The organism is Paracoccus sp. MC1854, from assembly GCF_014164635.1.
GTDB lineage: Bacteria > Pseudomonadota > Alphaproteobacteria > Rhodobacterales > Rhodobacteraceae > Paracoccus.
The window spans coordinates 113205-130905 of the sequence record NZ_JACJFU010000001.1 but is presented as its reverse complement, the minus strand read 5'-3'; the positions used below and the strand labels follow the sequence as shown (position 1 = coordinate 130905).

At 67.1% G+C, this 17701-nt stretch carries 18 protein-coding genes and 2 tRNA genes; 11 read left to right on the top strand and 9 right to left on the bottom strand.

Translation table 11 applies throughout. The features are described 5' to 3' along the window. Positions 1-38: 38 nt before the first annotated feature. From H5395_RS00650 to H5395_RS00630, 5 genes are all read left to right on the top strand, one after another. Complete coding sequence (locus H5395_RS00650; protein ID WP_182790594.1) at positions 39-842, top strand: PRC-barrel domain-containing protein; 804 nt, start codon at positions 39-41, stop codon at positions 840-842. 140 nt (positions 843-982) lie between these two features. Further along, positions 983-2104 carry a hypothetical protein gene (locus H5395_RS00645; protein WP_182790593.1) on the top strand — a complete coding sequence of 374 codons (1122 nt, stop codon included), beginning with the start codon at positions 983-985 and terminating at the stop codon, positions 2102-2104. 173 nt (positions 2105-2277) lie between these two features. Continuing rightward, positions 2278-2354 (top strand) — tRNA-Asp (locus H5395_RS00640). A gap of 27 nt (positions 2355-2381) precedes the next feature. Next, positions 2382-2458: transfer RNA gene (locus H5395_RS00635), tRNA-Asp, on the top strand. A 108-nt stretch (positions 2459-2566) separates the two neighbouring features. Continuing rightward, the gene (locus H5395_RS00630; RefSeq protein ID WP_182790592.1) at positions 2567-3034 is read left to right on the top strand and encodes an SspB family protein; all 468 of its coding nucleotides are present in this window, start codon (positions 2567-2569) and stop codon (positions 3032-3034) included. A 3-nt stretch (positions 3035-3037) separates the two neighbouring features. On the opposite strand, the gene betI is transcribed toward H5395_RS00630, so the two are convergent. Then, complete coding sequence (betI, locus tag H5395_RS00625; protein WP_182790591.1) at positions 3038-3613, bottom strand: transcriptional regulator BetI; 576 nt, start codon at positions 3611-3613, stop codon at positions 3038-3040. Between the two features lie 101 nt (positions 3614-3714). Here betI and choX point away from each other — a divergent pair, with 101 nt between their 5' ends. The 3 genes from choX to choV are packed head-to-tail and all read left to right on the top strand — an operon-like array spanning position 3715 to position 6534. Continuing rightward, positions 3715-4650, top strand: a complete 936-nt coding sequence (gene choX, locus H5395_RS00620) for a choline ABC transporter substrate-binding protein (protein WP_182790590.1) — start codon at positions 3715-3717, stop codon at positions 4648-4650. A gap of 1 nt (position 4651) precedes the next feature. After that, the gene (choW, locus tag H5395_RS00615; protein ID WP_182790589.1) at positions 4652-5509 is read left to right on the top strand and encodes a choline ABC transporter permease subunit; all 858 of its coding nucleotides are present in this window, start codon (positions 4652-4654) and stop codon (positions 5507-5509) included. Continuing rightward, entirely contained in the window at positions 5506-6534 is a 1029-nt protein-coding gene (choV, locus tag H5395_RS00610; protein ID WP_182790588.1) for a choline ABC transporter ATP-binding protein, read from the top strand. The genes choW and choV overlap by 4 nt, the downstream gene beginning before the upstream one ends. Positions 6535-6703: 169 nt before the next feature. Here the strand turns inward: choV and H5395_RS00605 are convergent, their stop codons facing one another. The 5 genes from H5395_RS00605 to fumC all read right to left on the bottom strand — a co-directional run bounded on the left by H5395_RS00605 (position 6704) and on the right by fumC (position 10066). Continuing rightward, positions 6704-7324: a LysE/ArgO family amino acid transporter gene (locus H5395_RS00605; RefSeq protein ID WP_182790587.1), complete on the bottom strand. Its 621-nt coding sequence runs from the start codon at positions 7322-7324 to the stop codon at positions 6704-6706. A 60-nt stretch (positions 7325-7384) separates the two neighbouring features. Then, positions 7385-8131 carry a YebC/PmpR family DNA-binding transcriptional regulator gene (locus H5395_RS00600; RefSeq protein ID WP_182790586.1) on the bottom strand — a complete coding sequence of 249 codons (747 nt, stop codon included), beginning with the start codon at positions 8129-8131 and terminating at the stop codon, positions 7385-7387. A gap of 31 nt (positions 8132-8162) precedes the next feature. After that, entirely contained in the window at positions 8163-8411 is a 249-nt protein-coding gene (locus tag H5395_RS00595) for a ribbon-helix-helix domain-containing protein (RefSeq protein WP_182790585.1), read from the bottom strand. Further along, positions 8401-8580: a DUF4169 family protein gene (locus H5395_RS00590; protein WP_182790584.1), complete on the bottom strand. Its 180-nt coding sequence runs from the start codon at positions 8578-8580 to the stop codon at positions 8401-8403. The genes H5395_RS00595 and H5395_RS00590 overlap by 11 nt, the downstream gene beginning before the upstream one ends. A gap of 91 nt (positions 8581-8671) precedes the next feature. Next, positions 8672-10066: a class II fumarate hydratase gene (gene fumC / locus H5395_RS00585; protein WP_182790583.1), complete on the bottom strand. Its 1395-nt coding sequence runs from the start codon at positions 10064-10066 to the stop codon at positions 8672-8674. 187 nt (positions 10067-10253) lie between these two features. On the opposite strand from fumC, the gene polA reads away from it, so the two are divergent. Then, positions 10254-13061, top strand: a complete 2808-nt coding sequence (polA, locus tag H5395_RS00580) for a DNA polymerase I (protein ID WP_182790582.1) — start codon at positions 10254-10256, stop codon at positions 13059-13061. A gap of 203 nt (positions 13062-13264) precedes the next feature. Then, positions 13265-14200 carry a cation diffusion facilitator family transporter gene (locus tag H5395_RS00575; protein ID WP_182790581.1) on the top strand — a complete coding sequence of 312 codons (936 nt, stop codon included), beginning with the start codon at positions 13265-13267 and terminating at the stop codon, positions 14198-14200. 205 nt (positions 14201-14405) lie between these two features. Here the strand turns inward: H5395_RS00575 and H5395_RS00570 are convergent, their stop codons facing one another. Beyond that, positions 14406-14648, bottom strand: coding sequence for a zinc-finger domain-containing protein (locus H5395_RS00570; protein WP_182790833.1), 243 nt, complete (start codon positions 14646-14648; stop codon positions 14406-14408). Between the two features lie 97 nt (positions 14649-14745). Between H5395_RS00570 and H5395_RS00565 the strand changes: the two genes are divergently transcribed. Further along, complete coding sequence (locus tag H5395_RS00565) at positions 14746-15702, top strand: ABC transporter ATP-binding protein (RefSeq protein WP_182790580.1); 957 nt, start codon at positions 14746-14748, stop codon at positions 15700-15702. On the opposite strand, the gene H5395_RS00560 is transcribed toward H5395_RS00565, so the two are convergent. Continuing rightward, positions 15690-16064 (bottom strand): HIT domain-containing protein, encoded by a 375-nt coding sequence (locus H5395_RS00560; protein ID WP_182790579.1) that lies wholly within the window; start codon positions 16062-16064, stop codon positions 15690-15692. The two genes, H5395_RS00565 and H5395_RS00560, sit on opposite strands and share 13 nt — an antisense overlap. Positions 16065-16075: 11 nt before the next feature. Next, positions 16076-17653, bottom strand: coding sequence for a DUF5928 domain-containing protein (locus tag H5395_RS00555; RefSeq protein ID WP_182790578.1), 1578 nt, complete (start codon positions 17651-17653; stop codon positions 16076-16078). Between the last annotated feature and the right edge of the window lie 48 nt (positions 17654-17701).

Below are 17701 nucleotides of genomic sequence, written 5' to 3'. Positions count from 1 at the left end.
CGATCCCGGCTGATTTGGACAAAAGAAGGACGTCACCGATGAAAGCTCTGCTTCTCGCCGCCACTTCGTCTCTTGCCCTGACGGGCTTCGCGATGGCGCAGACCGCCACCGACACCACCACGACCACGACTACCGACACCACTGCCGCCACCGCGCTGGACAACGCCGCCACGGCCACCGGCGATGCCGCTGCGGCTGCCGGTGACCGGATCGAGGACGCTGCCGATTCGGCTGAGAACGCCCTTGATTCGACGATGACGACCGGGACCGCCGACGTGGCCGAGGATGCCGCCGACCGGGCCGAGGACGCAACCGATGCGGCAATGACCACGGGCGCCGACACGACGGCTACCACCGCGGCCACCACAACGGTGCCCGCGGATACGACCGCGACCGGCGGCATGGCCACGATGACCGACACGATGACCACCACGACGACCGGCGCCATGGCCACAGATCAGACCACCGCCACCGCCGCAGGGACGGCGGTGATGTCGGCCGACAACCCCGGCATGCTCGGCTCGTGGATCATGAACCGCCGGATCTGGACCACCAACCAGCCGTCCTCGACCGCCTGGCAGACCGGCACCATGACCGAACGCCCGGCTGAATGGACCGACATCGCCCAGGTGAACGACATCGTCGTGGACCCGCAGAACAACATCGTGGGCTATGTCGCCGACATCGGCGGCTTCCTCGGCCTCGGGGCCAAGTCGGTGCTGCTGGACCCGGACGCGCTGCACTTCGTGCAGATCGGCGATGACGCCTTCTTCGCGACCAACTACACCCGCGAGGAGCTTGAGGCGCTGCCCGATTTCGACACCACCACCGTCATGCGCTGAGCCAGTCCGCGCAGGCAATCAGGGCGTCCCATCCGGGGCGCCCTTTTCGTTCCGGTGGGAACCTGCGCCAGATCGTGGGGTTGTGACCCCGATGCCTGAGACACCGGCGGGCACTTATAAAAAAGACGAAAGGAACCTTCATGCTCATCAAGCAGCTTCTGGGCACGGCCGCAGTACTGTCCTTTGCCGCGGCGGGCGCCATGGCGCAGACAGCCACCGATGCCCCCGCAACCGACCCGGCGGCGGTCACCGATCCCGCGGCCGTCGCCGTCCCGGGCGGCCAGGTGATCGTCGAGCAGGCCGAGCCGACCGTGAACGTCGAGGTGCCCACGCCCGAGGTCCAGGTCACCCAGGCCGCGCCCCAGGTCACCGTTGAGCAGCCCGAGCCGACCGTCACCGTCACCCAGGCCCCGCCGCAGGTCGAGGTCCAGCAATGCGCCCCGACCATCACCGTGACGCAGGCCGAGCCGACCGTGACCGTGAACATCCCGCAGCCTGTCGTCTCGGTGGCGCTGGCCGATCCCGAGGTCCGTATCGGCGAGACCGAGCCGGTCGTGACGGTCGAGACGCCCGAGCCGGTCGTCTCCTTCGTCCAGCCGCAGCCCCGCGTCGTGGTCGAGGGCGCCGAGGCCAATGTCAACGTGACCGATGCCGAGCCGGTGGTGAACGTCACCCGCGCCGATGCCGCTCAGGTCGAGATCCGCCAGAACGAGGCCAGCGTCAACGTCGAGCAGACGGGCGAGGCGCAGGTCAGCGTGGGCGAGGCCCCGGCCCCGAACGTCGAGGTCCAGGAAGCCGGCCAGGCCAATGTCGAGGTCCAGCAGGGCGAGGCCGCGGTGAACGTCACCGGCGCCGATCCCGCGCTTGCCGGTGACGGCGTGCCGGGCAGCGTGGTAACGGGTGTCGCAAGCGGCACCGCGGTTGCCGTCGCCCCGGTCATGGCGACCGACATCGTCGTGCGCGAAGGCTATACGCTGGTCGATCCGGTCGAGGTGACGAACCAGGGGCTGGACGGGCTGCAGGTCTTTGCCCCCGATGGCGCCGACTATGACGAGATCGGCGAGATCGACGCCTTTGACGCGGCGACCAACACCGCCATCGTCGCGGTCGGCGGCTTCCTCGGCATCGGCGAGCGTCAGGTGGCCTATCCGCTTGACCAGATCTCGTTCCAGCGCACTGCCGCGGGCGATCTGGAAGCCTATGTCGGCACCCCCGTCGACCAGATCCAGAACCTGCCGCCCTATACCGCCGGCAGCAACTGACGACAGGGACAGGGGCGTCCCACACCGGCGCCCCTTGCCCGGAAGAACCCCGCCACCGCGCGGGGTTTCTTCTTTTTTGCCCGCCCGCTCTGATCCCCCGTTATTGCGCTTGACCTCATGCGCGGGGCTGCGTAAACCCCCCGCACCCCAGAGGCGATCTGGGAGTGGTTCGGGCGGTTGTAGCTCAGTTGGTTAGAGTACCGGCCTGTCACGCCGGGGGTCGCGGGTTCGAGCCCCGTCAACCGCGCCACCACCATCGATCGCCACGGGACAATGCGCGGTTGTAGCTCAGTTGGTTAGAGTACCGGCCTGTCACGCCGGGGGTCGCGGGTTCGAGCCCCGTCAACCGCGCCACTTTCCCCTCTCCTTCCTTCCCTTCGCGATCTTTCGCCGGTTGTGCGTCATGGGCTTTTCAATCCCCGGCGCATCCCTATGCTGACGCGATACGAGCAGGAGACGTTCATGGCAGGCGAGATCGACTATGGGGGGATGATGCACCGCGCGCTGCAGGGCGTGATCGTCGATGTCCTGCATGGCGTCGCCCAGGACGGCCTGCCCGGAGAGCATCATTTCTTCATTACCTTCGACACCCGCGACGAGGGCGTCGAGATGGCTGGCTGGCTGCGCGAACGTTACCCCGAGGAAATGACCATCGTCATCCAGCACTGGTTCGAGAACCTGCGCGTCACGCCCGAAGGATTCTCGGTCACGCTGAACTTCGGCAGCTCGCCCGAACCGCTGTATATCCCGTTCGATTCGGTGCGGACCTTCGTGGACCCCTCGGTCGAATTCGGCCTGCGCTTCGAAACCCAGGACGCCGAGGACGAGGACGATGAGGAAGGGGCGGCCCCCGGCCAGCCGGCCGCCGAGCCCGAACCGCCGCCGCCCGGTGGGGCCGAAGTCGTCAGCCTCGACAAATGGCGCAGGTAGTCGTCAGCTTCCCTGCAGGGCCTCGTCCAGCCAGCGCCGCACCATCGCATGGGCCTGCGCCGGCTCCGGCCCCTGCCTGTCGATGACGGCGCGCAGGTAGACCCCGTCGATCAGCGCCCCCAGCGTCTCGGCCACCCGCTCCGCCTGCTCGGCCGCGCGGGGCCGCAGCGCATGGACCAGGTTCGACCTGAGCCGTCGGTGATAGATGGCCAGAAGCCGCCCGGCCTCGGGTTCCGACAGCGCCAGCGCATAGAAGTTCAGCCAGGCCGCCGTGGTGTCCTTGTCGAAATGCGTCTCGTCGAGGCTTGCGGCGACGATCGCTTCGGCCCTTTCCCCGGGCGGAAAGGACGCCAGCGCCGCCCGGACCTTCTGGCCGTAGATCGCAAGGATATGCCGCATCGCGGCCACCAGCATCTGCGATTTCGACCCGAAGTAATGATGCGCCAGCGCCGGCGACATTCCCGCCTCGCGCGCGATCTTCGCCACGGTGACATCCTGGGTGCCCGAACGCCCGACGGCGGCAATGGCGGCATCGACCAGCGCAGCCTTTCGACTGGCCTCGGCCCCGGTTTTGGGCATAACTGACCCCTCGGCAGAATCACCCAAGTGGCCGCAAGGGTAGCCCGGCTTGATTGACCCGTCAATCAACAAACGCGCCGGCGACAAAGAAGGAGAAGTCCATGACCTTCCACAAGGCGCTGCTGGCGCTGGCCGCCGCATTGCCCGCCATGGCCACCGCGGCCGAGCCGGAAAGCTGCGGCACCGTCCGTTTCTCGGACGTAGGCTGGACAGACATCTCGGCCACAACGGGGCTTGCGACCACCCTGCTGGAGGCTTTGGGCTACGAGACCGAGGTGCGGGTGCTGTCCGTCCCCGTGACCTACACGGCGCTGTCCACCGACGACCTCGACGTGTTCCTAGGCTACTGGCACCCTTCGATGGCCGCCGACCTGCGCCCCTATGCCGAGGCCGGGACGGTGGACACGGTCCGCACCAACCTGACGGGCGCGAAATACACGCTCGCCACCAACAGCGCCGGGGTTCAGGCCGGGATCACCGACTTCGCCTCGATCGCGGCCAACCGCGACGCGCTGGACGGCAGGATCTACGGGATCGAGCCGGGCAACGACGGCAACCGCCTGCTGCTTGAGATGGTGGCCGAGGACAGGTTCGGCCTCGGCACCTTCGAGATCGTGGAATCGAGCGAGCAGGGGATGCTGGCCCAGGTCGCCCGCGCCGATGCGGATGCCAAGCCCATCGTCTTCCTCGGGTGGGAGCCGCATCCGATGAACGCCCGCTTCGACATGACCTACCTGCCCGGCGGCGACGAGGTCTTCGGCCCCGACCTGGGCGGCGCCGAAGTCCGCACCAACACGCGGGCAGGCTATATCGCCGAATGCCCGAACGTGGGGCTTTTCCTGCAGAACCTGTCCTTCACGCTGGAGATGGAAAACCAGATCATGTCGGCCATCCTTGACGAAGGAAAGGAACCCGGGCGCGCCGCGCGGGATTGGCTGGACGAGAACCGCGACGCCGCGACCCTGTGGCTGGAGGGCGTCACCACCGTGGATGGCGGCGACGCGCTGGCGGCATTGAACGAGGCGCTGGACGGCTGAGATGGACTGGCTGACCGACCTGCTGACCGACACCAAGCTGCCGGTCGGCCAGACCGCGCGCAGGGCCTTCGACTGGCTCAAGCTGAACGCGGCACCCCTGTTCGACGCGGTGTCGGCGGTGCTGGACCGCCTGATCGCCGGGATCGAGACGATTCTGGAACTGCCGCATCCGCTGGTCTTCACCGCGCTGGCCGTGGTGCTGGCCTGGGTGCTGCGGCGCAGTTGGCGGGTCTGCCTGTGGGTGGCGGTCGGTTTCCTGTTCATCCTCAACCAAGGCTACTGGGACGCTACCATGCAGTCGCTGACGCTGGTGTTGTCGGCGGGCGTCGTCTGCATGGCGGTGGGCGTGCCCATCGGCATCGCGCTGGCCCACCGGCCCCGGCTTTATCGCTATATCCAGCCGCTTCTGGACCTGATGCAGACGCTGCCGACCTTTGTCTACCTGATCCCGGCCATCGTCTTCTTCGGCATCGGCACGGTGCCCGGCCTGATCGCCACGGTGATCTTCGTGCTGCCCGCGCCGATCCGGCTTACGCGGCTGGGAATCGCATCCACCCCCAAGGCGCTGGTCGAGGCCGCCCGGGCCTTCGGCGCCACCCCCCGTCAGCTTCTGTGGAAGGTCGAACTGCCCAGCGCCCTGCCGCAGATCATGGCAGGGCTGAACCAGACGATCATGTTGTCGCTGTCCATGGTCGTCATCGCGGCACTGGTCGGGGCGGCGGGGCTGGGCGTCCCGGTGGTCCGGGCGCTCAACAGCGTGAACACCGCGCTGGGGTTCGAATCGGGCTTCGTGATCGTGGTGGTGGCCATTATCCTCGACCGGATGCTGGCCGCTCCTCGGCGGGAGAAGGAGCGATGACCCCCGCCTCGCGCGCGGCGGTCGAGTTCGACCGCGTCTCCATCGTCTTCGGAGACAAGCCCGAACGCGCGCTGCCGCTTGCCGACGAAGGCCTGGATCGCGGCGCCATCCGCGAGGCGACGGGCCAGGTCCTCGGCGCGCATGACTGTTCCCTGACCGTGGCCGAGGGCGAGATCCTCGTGCTCATGGGCCTGTCGGGATCGGGCAAGTCCACGCTGCTGCGGGCGGTGAACGGGCTGAACCCGGTGGTGCGGGGCGATGTCCGCATCCGCATGGGGCAGGGCATGACCAGCGTCACCCGCGCGGACAAGGAAACGCTGCAGACGATCCGCCTGTGCCATGTGTCGATGGTCTTCCAGCAGTTCGGCCTGCTGCCTTGGCGGACGGTGCACGAGAACGTGGGGCTGGGGCTGGAACTGGCGGGCCAGTCCCGCGCCCAGCGCCGGGCGCGCGTGGATGAGGAGCTGGAGACCGTCGGCCTTTCGGAATGGGCCGACCGTCGCGTCAGCGACCTGTCGGGGGGGATGCAGCAGCGCGTGGGCCTTGCCCGCGCCTTCGCCACCCGCGCGCCGATCCTGCTGATGGACGAGCCTTTCTCGGCGCTCGATCCGCTCATCCGCACCCGGCTGCAGGACGACCTGCTGGCGATGCAGAAGCGGCTGCAGCGCACGATCATCTTCGTCAGCCACGACCTTGACGAGGCCTTCAAGCTGGGCGACCGGATCGCCCTGATGGAAGGCGGGCGCATCGTCCAGGTCGGAACCCCCCGCGACATCACCCGCAATCCCGCAAGTCCCTATGTCGCCGAGTTCGTGGCCCACATGGACCCGCTGGCCGTCCTGACGGCCGCCGACCTCTCCGAGCCGGGCGAGGCGGGGGGCGCCCCGCTGTCCCCCGATCTTCCAGCACGCGATGTCATGGCGGCACTCGCCGGGGCCGAGGCGCTGCCCGTCGGGGGCGGCGGGCGGGTGACGCGCGCCGGGGTTCTGGCGCGACTGTCGGCCCCGCCGAAGGCCAGGGGCTGAAACCGGATCGTGGCGTTTGCTGGACGGTTGAATGGGTATTTGGACCAGAAAGAAGACGCCCGAGACGTTTTCCTGGCCTCTTCGCCTTGGCTCCAGGGGCTTCTTTCTGGCCCAAATACCCATGCGAGCGTGACGCAAGGGCGACGCGGCCGGTCAGGGCAGCGTGATTTCAACCGCCTAGGATCAGCGTCGCGGCGATCGTCCACATGACCAGCGCCACGCCTGCATCAAGGATGCGCCAGGCGACCGGACGCGCGAAAAGGGGTGCCAACAGACGCGCTCCGTAGCCAAGCGAGAAGAAGAACAGGAAAGACCCGCTCATCGCCCCCAGCGCAAAGGCCATCCGGTCGGGCTGGATCGCCGAGACGGACCCCAGCAGCACGACCGTATCCAGCCAGACATGCGGGTTCAGCCATGTCAGCGCCGCGATGGTGGAAAGCGTCGCGGCAAGGGACGGCGCGGCCGCGCCCTGCGCCTGCAGGGTATCACCGCCCCGCCATGCGGCGCGGGCCGAGCGGAAGCCGTAACAGATCAGGAACGCCGCCCCGCCCCAGCGCATCGCGGCCAGGAACCAAGGCGCGTTGCGGGCAATGGCGCCCGCGCCCGCCACGCCTGCGGCAATCAGCGCCGCGTCCGAGGCGGCGCAGAACAGGCAGACCGCGAAGACGTGCTGCCGCAGCAGCCCCTGTTTCAGCACAAAGGCGTTCTGGGCGCCGATGGCGACGATTAGGGACAGCCCGATGCCGAGGCCCGACAAAAAGGACGCCGCCGAGGCGCCTTGAAAGATCATCCTGTAGCCTCGTACGAAAAAGCGGCGCCCGGAGGCGCCGCCGCGGTTGCTTCTGGCGGTTCAGCCGAGCTGCGCCGCGACCTCTTCGGTCAGGTCGAAGTTCCCTGTCACGTTCTGGACGTCGTCGTCGTCCTCCAGCGTGTCGATCAGCTTCATCAGCTTCTGGGCGTGGTCGAGGTCGGCCACCTCGGCCGGAGCCTGCGGCTTCCAGATCAGCTTGGCGGATTCGGATTCGCCCAGGGACGCCTCGAGCGCCGCCGAGACCTCGGCCAGATCGCTGTCCGAGGTATAGATCCAGTGGCCTTCCTCGTCGCTTTCCACGTCCGAGGCACCTGCCTCCAGCGCCGCCATCATCACCGTGTCGGCGTCACCGGCGGATGCGGGATACATGATCTCGCCCACCCGGTCGAACATGAAGCTGACCGAGCCGGTCTGGCCAAGATCGCCGCCGTGCTTGGTGAAATAGGACCGGACGTTCGAGGCGGTGCGGTTGCGGTTGTCCGTCATCGCCTCGACGATGATCGCCACGCCGTTCGGGCCATAGCCCTCGTAGCGGATTTCCTCGTAGCTCTCGGCGTCGCCGCCCATCGACTTCTTGATGGCGCGGTCGATCACGTCCTTGGGGACGGAACTCGACTTGGCTTCCTTCACCGCAAGGCGCAGGCGCGGGTTCTTGTCGGGGTCGGGGTCGCCCATCTTGGCGGCGACGGTGATTTCCTTGGCCAGTTTGCTGAACAGCTTGGACCGCAGCTTGTCCTGCTTGCCCTTGCGATGCTGGATGTTGGCCCATTTGGAATGGCCTGCCATGAGATCCTCTCATTTCGCTGTGGCGCGGTTTCTAGTCACCGGGCGGGGCTGGCGCAAGCTGGGCAAACAGGAACAGCCGGATGGCGGTCGCCAGCCCCACCTCGGGCGGGCGGGCGTGGTCGATGGCGGCGATCAGTTGGGCGCGGGTCATGCCGCGTGCGGCGGCGGCATCAGTGGCGGCACGCCAGAAGGCGTCCTCAAGGCTGACGCTGGTAGCATGGCCGTCGATGGTGACGGACCGCTTGAGCGGAGGGGTCAGCGGCGGCAGCTCAATCGTCATCGCGGCGGTGCCGGTCGAGGCTGAGGGCGGCGCGTTCCGCCTCGGCCTCGTCGCGCAGGCGCTCGGCTTTGGTGCGGCCGTGCCTCGCGGCATTGGCATCGCCCTGCCGGCGCTTGTCGGCGCGGGCCTTGTCTTTGCGGGCTCGGCTGAGATTGATGATCTGCGTCATGGCCGGATCATAGCCCGACTCGAGGCGGTGGAACAGGACATGCAAAAGGCGCGCGAGACCGGCCCGCGCGCCCTAGGTCGAGTGGGAAGAATCAGTCCTCAGGGCCGATCATCTGCTCGGGGCGCACCACGCGGTCGAAGGTCTCCTCGTCCACGAAGCCCAGTGCGACGGCCTCCTCCCGCAGGGTGGTGCCGTTCTTGTGGGCGGTCTTGGCGACCTTGGTGGCGTTGTCATAGCCGATGGTCGGGGCCAGCGCCGTCACCAGCATGAGGCTTTCCTTCATCAGCTTCCCGATGCGCTCGACATTGGCCTGAGTGCCCACAACCATGTTGTCGGTGAAGGAAACCGCCGCGTCGCCCAGAAGCTGCATGGACTGCAGCACGTTGTAGGACATCATCGGGTTGTAGACGTTCAACTCGAAATGCCCTTGGCTGCCGGCGAAGCCCACGGCCGCGTCGTTGCCCATGACATGGGCGCAGACCATGGTCAGCGCCTCGGCCTGGGTCGGGTTCACCTTGCCCGGCATGATCGAGGAACCGGGCTCGTTTTCCGGCAGGATCAGTTCGCCCAGACCCGAGCGGGGGCCGGAGCCCAGCAGCCGCAGGTCGTTGGCGATCTTGTAGAGGCTGACCGCCACGGTCTTCAGCGCGCCGTGGAAGAAGACCATCGCGTCATGGGCGGCCAGCGCCTCGAACTTGTTGGGCGCGGTGACGAAGGGCAGGCCGGTGATCTTCGCGATCTCGGCCGCCATGGCCGTGTCCCATCCCTTCTTCGTGTTCAGCCCGGTGCCGACCGCCGTGCCGCCCTGCGCGAGTTCGTAGATGTGGGGCAGGGTGAGCTTCACGCGCTCGATCCCCATGCGGACCTGGTGGGCGTAGCCGCCGAATTCCTGCCCCAGGGTCAGGGGGGTGGCGTCCTGCGTATGGGTGCGGCCGATCTTGATGATGTCCTTGAACTCGTCGCGCTTGGCTTCCAGCGCCTTGGCGAGATGATCCAGCCCCGGCAGCAGCACGTCGCGGGCGACCATGCCGATGGCGACATGCATCGCGCTGGGGAAGGTGTCGTTCGACGACTGGCCCATGTTGACGTGGTCGTTCGGATGGACCGGCTTTTTCGAGCCGATCTCGCCGCCCAGGATCTCGATGGCGCGGTTCGAGATGACCTCGTTCGCGTTCATGTTCGACTGGGTGCCCGAGCCGGTCTGCCAGACGACCAGCGGGAAGTGGTCGTCCAGCTTGCCCTCGATCACCTCTTGCGAGGCCTGCACCATCGCCTCGCCGATCCGGGTGTCCAGCTTGCCGGTTGCCATGTTGACCTGGGCTGCGGCCTGCTTGACCACGCCCAGCGCGCGCACGATGGCCGTGGGCTGCCTTTCCCAGCCGATCTTGAAGTTTCCAAGTGAACGCTGCGTCTGCGCCCCCCAGTAACGGTCGGACGGAACGTCCAGCGGGCCGAAGCTGTCGGTTTCGGTGCGGGTGTCGGTCATGGCGATCCTCTGCGACTGGGCAATGGTTGGCGGCCTTCTAGGACCATCTGGCCGGTTCCGCAATCGGTATGCCGTCGCATACCGATGCCGCGCTGGACGCCGCGGCCTCAAGCCCCCATCTGCAAGCGGGCCGTTTACGCGGAGGCGGGCGGCGTGGCAGAACGGCCGGGTGCGAGAAGGGACAGCGATGAACGACGAAGGCTTCGGCAAGGGCAGCCACCTGCATCTGATCGACGGATCGGCCTTCATCTTTCGCGCCTTTCACGCGCTGCCGCCCTTGACGCGCAAGTCCGACGGGCTGCCGGTAGGCGCCGTCGCGGGCTTCTGCAACATGATCTGGAAATACATCAACGACGCGCGAGGGCCGGATGCGCCGACCCATGCGGCGGTGATCTTCGACCATTCCTCGAAAACCTTCCGCAACGAGATCTACGGCGACTACAAGGCCAACCGCCCCGAACCGCCCGAGGAATTGCGCCCCCAGTTCCCGCTGACGCGGGACGCCACCCGCGCCTTCAATCTCGCCTGCATCGAGATCCGCGACTACGAAGCCGACGACATCATCGCCACGCTGTCCTGCCAGGCGCGGGAACTGGGCGGGCGCGTGACCATCATCAGTTCCGACAAGGACCTGATGCAGCTTGTGGGCGAGGGGGTCGAGATGCTGGACCCGATCAAGGGCAAGCCCATCGACCGTGACGGGGTGTTCGAGAAGTTCGGCGTCTTCCCCGAACGGGTGGCCGACGTGCAGGCGCTGGCAGGCGATCCCGTGGACAACGTGCCGGGCGCGCCGGGCATCGGCATCAAGACGGCCGCGCAACTCATCAACGAATACGGCGACCTTGAGACGCTGCTGGAGCGCGCCGAGGAGATCAAGCAGCCCAAGCGCCGCCAGACCCTGATCGATCATGCCGAACAGATCCGCATCTCCAAGCAACTGGTGGAACTCGACTGCCAGACGCCCATCGACTTCGCCATGGCGACGCTGGAGGTTCAGGACCCTGACCCCGCCGTGCTGATGGACTTCCTCAACCAGATGGAGTTCCGCACGCTCACGAACCGCGTGGCGGAACGCTTCAAGGCCTCCCCGCCCGAGCCGGTCGCGCCTGCGCCTACGGAAGCGGTTGCTCCCACCGCGCCGCAGTTCCCGCCGCTGAACTGCGAAAGCTACGTCACCATCCGCGACATGGACACGCTGCGCCAGTGGCTCGACGCCATCCGGCAGAAGGGCGTGGTCGCGGTGGATACGGAAACGACCAGCCTTGACGAGATGCAGGCGGAACTGGTCGGCGTCTCGCTGTGTCCCGAGGTCGGCATGGCCGCCTATATCCCGCTGGGCCATGTCGAGGGCACGGCGGACCTGTTCGGCGGCGGCGCGAAGTCGGAAGGCCAGATCCCGATGGAGGAGGCGCTGGCGCTTCTGAAGCCGATGCTGGAAGACCCCGCGATCCTCAAGATCCTGCACAATGCCAAATATGACTGGAAGATCCTTGCCCGCCACGGCATCGGGATGAGGCCGGTCGATGATACCATGCTGCTCAGCTATGCGCTGAACGCGGCGCTGCACAACCACGGCATGGACGAGTTGGCGAGCACCTATCTCGGCCACCGCTGCCAGCCCATCAAGGAACTGATCGGCGCGGGCAAAAGCCAGATCACCTTTGCGCAGGTGCCAATCGACAAGGCTGCTCGCTATGCTGCCGAGGATGCCGAGGTGACGTGGCGCCTCTGGCAGCATTTCAAGCCGCAGCTTCCAGCCGCGCAGGTCACGACCGTCTACGAGACGCTGGAACGCCCGATGATCGAGGTTCTGGCGGGCATGGAGATGGCCGGGGTCGAGATCGACTCGCAGCACCTGAACCGAATGTCGGGAGCCTTCGCCCAGAAGATGGCGCAGCTTGAGGACGAGGCCCATGCGCTGGCGGGGACCAGGTTCAACCTCGGCTCGACCAAGCAGTTGGGGGACATCCTGTTCAACCAGATGGGGCTGGCCGGGACCAAGGCGGGCAAGTCGGGGGCGCTTTCCACCAGCGCCGACGTGCTGGAGGATTTCGCCGCCGAAGGGCATGAGCTTCCCGCGAAGATCCTCGACTGGCGGGCCATGTCGAAGCTGAAATCGACCTATACCGACGCGCTGCCGACCTTCGTGAACCCGGAAACGGGGCGCGTCCACACCAGCTATTCCATCGCCGGGGCCGCGACAGGGCGGCTCGCATCCACCGACCCGAACCTGCAGAATATCCCCGTCAGGACCGAGGAGGGCCGCCGCATCCGGGAGGCCTTCATCGCGCCCGAGGGGCGCAAGCTCGTCAGCCTCGACTACAGCCAGATCGAACTGCGAATCCTTGCCCACATGGCCGACATCCCGGCACTGAAGCAAGCGTTTTCTGAAGGCATCGACATCCACGCGATGACGGCCAGCCAGATGTTCGGCGTGCCGGTGGAAGGCATGGACCCGATGATCCGCCGCAGGGCCAAAGCCATCAACTTTGGCGTGATCTACGGCATCTCCTCCTTCGGCCTGTCGCGCAACCTGCGCATCCCGCGGGCCGAGGCGCAGGAGTTCATCGACACCTATTTCAAACGCTTCCCGGAAATCCGCGCCTACATGGACCGCACCACGCGCGAGGCGAAGGCCCAAGGCGCCGTCCGCACCCTGTTCGGGCGGCGCATCCACACGCCGGGCATCTCGTCCTCCGGTCCCGCCGCCGCGGGCGCGCGCCGCGCGGCGATCAACGCGCCGATCCAAGGCACTGCCGCCGACATCATCCGCCGCGCCATGATCCGCATGCCCAAGGCCATCGAGGGCCTGTCCGCGCGGATGCTGCTGCAAGTCCACGACGAACTCGTCTTCGAGGCCGAGGACTCCGCCGTCGATCCGCTGATCGCGACTGCCCGCGAGATCATGGAGAACGCTCACATCCCGGCAGTCCACCTGTCCGTGCCGCTGGTAGTGGACGCAGGCTCGGGCCGCACCTGGGCCGAGGCGCATTGATGCCGGTTCGCTTGCGCCTCAGGCTCGTTTTCTTCTTCGTTCAAACATCTCTGGCCTCCGAGCGCCCGGGCAGGAGGGGGATCAGAAAACAGCCGTCATGGCTGTTTTCTCGCCAGCTGAGTCCGGTGGACTGCTTTTAGCGGAAAAGGCTACGAAGTAGCGAGCGGGGCAGGGCCCCGGTCCCGAGTTCACGGTAAGCGCGAATGCCGCATGATCACGCACACGGTCACCACGCGGGCCACGCCCACTCCCACGACGAGGGGCTGGGGGACCGCGCTCTGCTGTGGGCAGTCGTCATCAACCTTGGGCTGACGGCAGTGCAGATCATCGGGGGGCTCGCGGCGGATTCCACCGCGCTGGTGGCGGACGGGGTACACAACCTGTCCGACGCGCTGGCGCTGGTGCTGGCCTTCGGGGCGCGCAGGCTTGCCGCCCGAAAGCCGAGCCCGGCAATGAGCTTCGGCTGGGGCCGGGCCGAAATCGTGGCGGCCTTCGTCAACTACCTCGCGCTGATCGCCGTGTCGATCTGGCTGATGATCGAGGCGCTCGTCCGTCTGGCCGACCCGCCGGAGGTCGTGGGCGGGCTGGTGATGGCGCTGGCCGGGCTGGCGCTGGTGGTCGACATCGGAACCGCGCTGCTGACGGCGCGGCTGGCGAAGGAAAGCGTGAACATTCGCGCGGCCTGGCTGCACAACCTGGCCGACGCGGGCGTGTCGGTGGCGGTGCTGGTGGGCGGGGCGCTGATCCTGGTCTTCGGCTGGCGCATCGCGGACCCGATCCTGACGATCCTGATCTCAGTCGTGATCCTGTGGCACATCCGGGGCGACCTCGGCCCCATCCTGCGGATGCTGATGCTGGGCGCGCCGGCCCATGTGGACGACTCGGCCCTGCGGGACGCGATCAGGGCGGTGCCAGGCGTCGAGGACCTCCACCACCTGCATTTGTGGCAGATCGACGAGCGGCGGATGTCAGCCGAGATGCACCTCGTCGTCGCCGAGGGTGCCGATCCTCATGCCACCCGGCTGGCGGTCAAGTCCGTGTTGCGCGACTACGGCATCGGCCATTCCACGATCGAAACGGAAAGCCCCTTGTCGGGCTGCGCGGATGATCTGTCAGGGCAGGGCCGCACCCATCATTGAGGCGCGGTGCTGGCAGCATCGTTGCAGGCGGGGCTCTGCCCCGATCACCACCGCCGTGGCCTTCCTTGCTGAAAACGCGCCATTGGCGCCATCCAGCGGGGAAGCAGCCTTGATGGCTGTTTCCTGATCCGCCTTCTCTCCAGGCGCCCGGAAGCCCGGGGTATTTCAGGCAGAAAAAAACACCCGTTGCCGGAGGCGCGGCCCCTCAGTGATCTCCGCCCGCGTGGTCGCGGTCGATGATGAAGCGCTTGTCGCAATAGCCGCAATCGACCCAGCCGGTGTCGGGCGAGATCGCCAGCCACACCAGCGGATGGCCGGTGCCTCGCGCCTCGTCGCCCGAACAGGAGACCTTCCAGCTTGTCACCACCTCGGTTTCCGGCGCAGGCAGCACCTCGGCGGCCGGGTCCTGGTTGGTGGACAGCGGGGTCTCGGTCACGGGATGGCGCATCGGGGCTCTCTTGTGCTGGCGGGGGAAGGCCGGTTTAACGGAGGCCATTCTAGCCAGCCCCCGCCCCGCCGCAAGCCGGGCGGCCCATAGGTTCGCCATGTCCAAGACCTTCACCCCGCCCGACGCCGCCATCCGCCTGACCGGGCTTCGCAAGACCTATGCGGCCTCGGGCGAGGCCCCCGCGAAAGAGGCGCTGAAAGCCGTCGATCTGGTGGTCCCGCGCGGGTCGATCTTCGGGTTGCTGGGGCCGAACGGGGCGGGGAAATCGACGCTGATCAACATCCTCGCCGGGCTGGTCCGCAAGACCTCGGGCAAGGCCGAGATCTGGGGTTTTGATCAGGACGTGAACCCGCGCCAGTCCCGCGCCGCCATCGGCGTCATGCCGCAGGAACTGGTCATCGACCCGTTCCTGACCCCTCGGGCGAGCCTTGAGGTGCAGGCGGGGCTTTACGCCGTGCCCAAGGCGGACCGCTGGACGGACGAGATCCTTGAACTCGTCGGCCTGTCGGATCAGGCCAACAGCTATTCGCGCCACCTGTCCGGCGGCATGAAGCGGCGGCTGCTGCTGGCCAAGGCGCTGGTTCACCGCCCGCGCATCCTCGTGCTGGACGAACCGACCGCAGGCGTGGACATCGGCCTGCGGGACATGCTGTGGCGCAATGTCCGCAAGCTGAACGCGCAGGGGATGACGGTGATCCTGACCACCCACTACCTGCAGGAAGCCGAGGAGATGTGCGACGAGATCGCCATCATCAACCACGGCGCCAAGATCGTGCAGGAGCCGACCGAACGCCTGCTGTCGCGGGCAGGGGCCAAGACGCTGCTGGTGGACCCCGGCGCATGGGACGGCGCGCTGCCGCCCCTGCCGCCGGGCGTCGAGGCCCAGCGGCGCGACGGCCGCATCACCCTGACCTGGCCCATGGGCGGGATCGAAGCGCATCAGGTCATCGACGCGCTGCGGCAAGGGGGCGTGCCGATGATCGACGTAGCGACCGAGCAGCCCGATCTGGAGGAAGTGTTCCTGACCCTGACCCGCGCGCCTCAGCCCGCCTGAAGCATCCGCCCCAGCGGGCGTCCACCCAGCAGGTGCAGGTGGAAATGCGGCACCTCCTGCACGCCATGGGGACCGGCGTTGGTGATCGCGCGGAAGCCCTCGCTGCCCTCGGCCAGCGACAGACCCTCGGACTTCGCGACCTGCGCCACCAGCCGGTGGAAGCCCACGATCTCGGCGTCCGAGGCATTGGCGGCGAAGTCGTCATAGCTGACATAGGACCCCTTGGGGATCACCAGCACATGGACCGGCGCCTGCGGGCGGATGTCGCGGAAGGCCAGCGCGTGGTCGTTTTCCGCAATGGTGTCATTCGGGATCTCGCCGCGCAGGATGCGGGCGAAGATGTTGCTGTCGTCATAGCTCATGGGCGGCCCTTTCAGTCGTCGAACAGATGATCGGTGCGGGCGAGCGTCAAGGCAACCTCGGGATCGACGCCCAGCAGGCGCCGCAGCGCGGCGGCGTTGGCCTGCTCACCCCTGTGCTTCGAGATTGCCTCGAAACCCTCGATCTCGAGGTCGCGGATATGCTCGGCCTCGTGTTCGAGGTCGCTGCGCACCGCCGGGATCAGGCGGTCCACCTGATGGGGGGCGCTGTTCTGCCCGGCCAGCCCCACCCGCTCGATGTGGCCGCGCACATAGTCGTCGTCGAAATCGACCTCGATCAGCAGCAGGCGGGTTTCCGCCTTGTCGCCAAGGAAGTCCTGCACCAGGCCCAGCGCCGAAGGATCGAGGCAGATCGCGATGCTGGGCTGGTCGAACATGACGAACAGCATCTTGACCAGCGCCCGCCGGTGACGCTCGCGCTTGGCCAGCGTCGTCTCGATCCCGCCCATGTCCGGCAGTTCGGCGTCCAGCTCGTTGAACAGGAAGTTCACCGCAGGGATGTCGGTGTGCCAGCGGATGGCGGCGGTCAGGCGCTTGGCCACATGCCATTTCTTGGCCACGATCAGGATCAGCGTGCGACCGCGGCCCAGCGAGCCCTCGACCTCCCAGAAGCGCTGGCCGAAGCGGCGGCCGATGCGGCCACGCTGGGTCAGGAAGCGGTAAAGCCCCGCCGCCTCGTTCGAGATCGCGAACTGCACGTCCTGCGCCTTCCACAGCGCGCCCAGCCGCTCGCGCAGCTCGATCGCCTCGGCGCTGATCTTGCGGGCGAAGAGATAGTCCTGCCCCAGCAGCAGGTCGTAATGGTCGTTGTAGAAGGTCACCGGCATCCCGTAGTCGGTGAACATCAGGAAGGTCAGCGTGCGCGGCCGGATTTCCTTGCGCGGCACGACATGGGGGACGATTGTCTGGAAGAAGGTCTCGTCGGGAATCCAGGTGGTCTGGAAGAAGCGCACCACGTCCGGGCGCTCGTCGCAGAAGGCCAGCACCTTTTCCATCGTCTGGCGGCGCAGGCACCACCATTGCGAGCCGATCATCACCCGGATGTCCGAAGGCACCCGCCGCCTCAGGCCCAGCCGCTTCTGCAATTCATAGCTGCCGTAGAACAGCCGCTTCCGGGTGCGTTCGTTGAACCAGTGACGGTAGATCAACCGTTCTTCCTTGAAGCCGGTCTTGATCCAGTCGCTTTCGAAGAAGTCGAAGTTCTCGATGTAATCGAGGTCATGGGCGTCGAGGAACTCATGCGCGTAATCGGCCGACTTGATCGGCATGCAGTCGCCCGACAGCATGTAGAAATGGGTGGCGGTGGGGAAGGCCGCGACAGCGGCGCGCACCGCTTCCAGCGTGGCGCCGACCAGCGACCATTCACCCCAGCCGCATTTCAGCCGGCGGGTGGCGAAGGTCACCCCAGGGTTGTCGTCCAGCGCCTGGCGGAGCATGTCGAAATCGGCCGGGTTGGCCCGCGCGTCGAAGTGGATCGAGACGAAATCGCCCGAGCCGGTCAGCCGCCGGGCCTGGGCGATGATGCCCTTGGGGTCCTTGTGGCACAGCAGGATAAAGGCAATGCGGGCCATCTTCCGGGTTCACTTCGATCGATGCGACCATCGGCGGAACACTTGCCT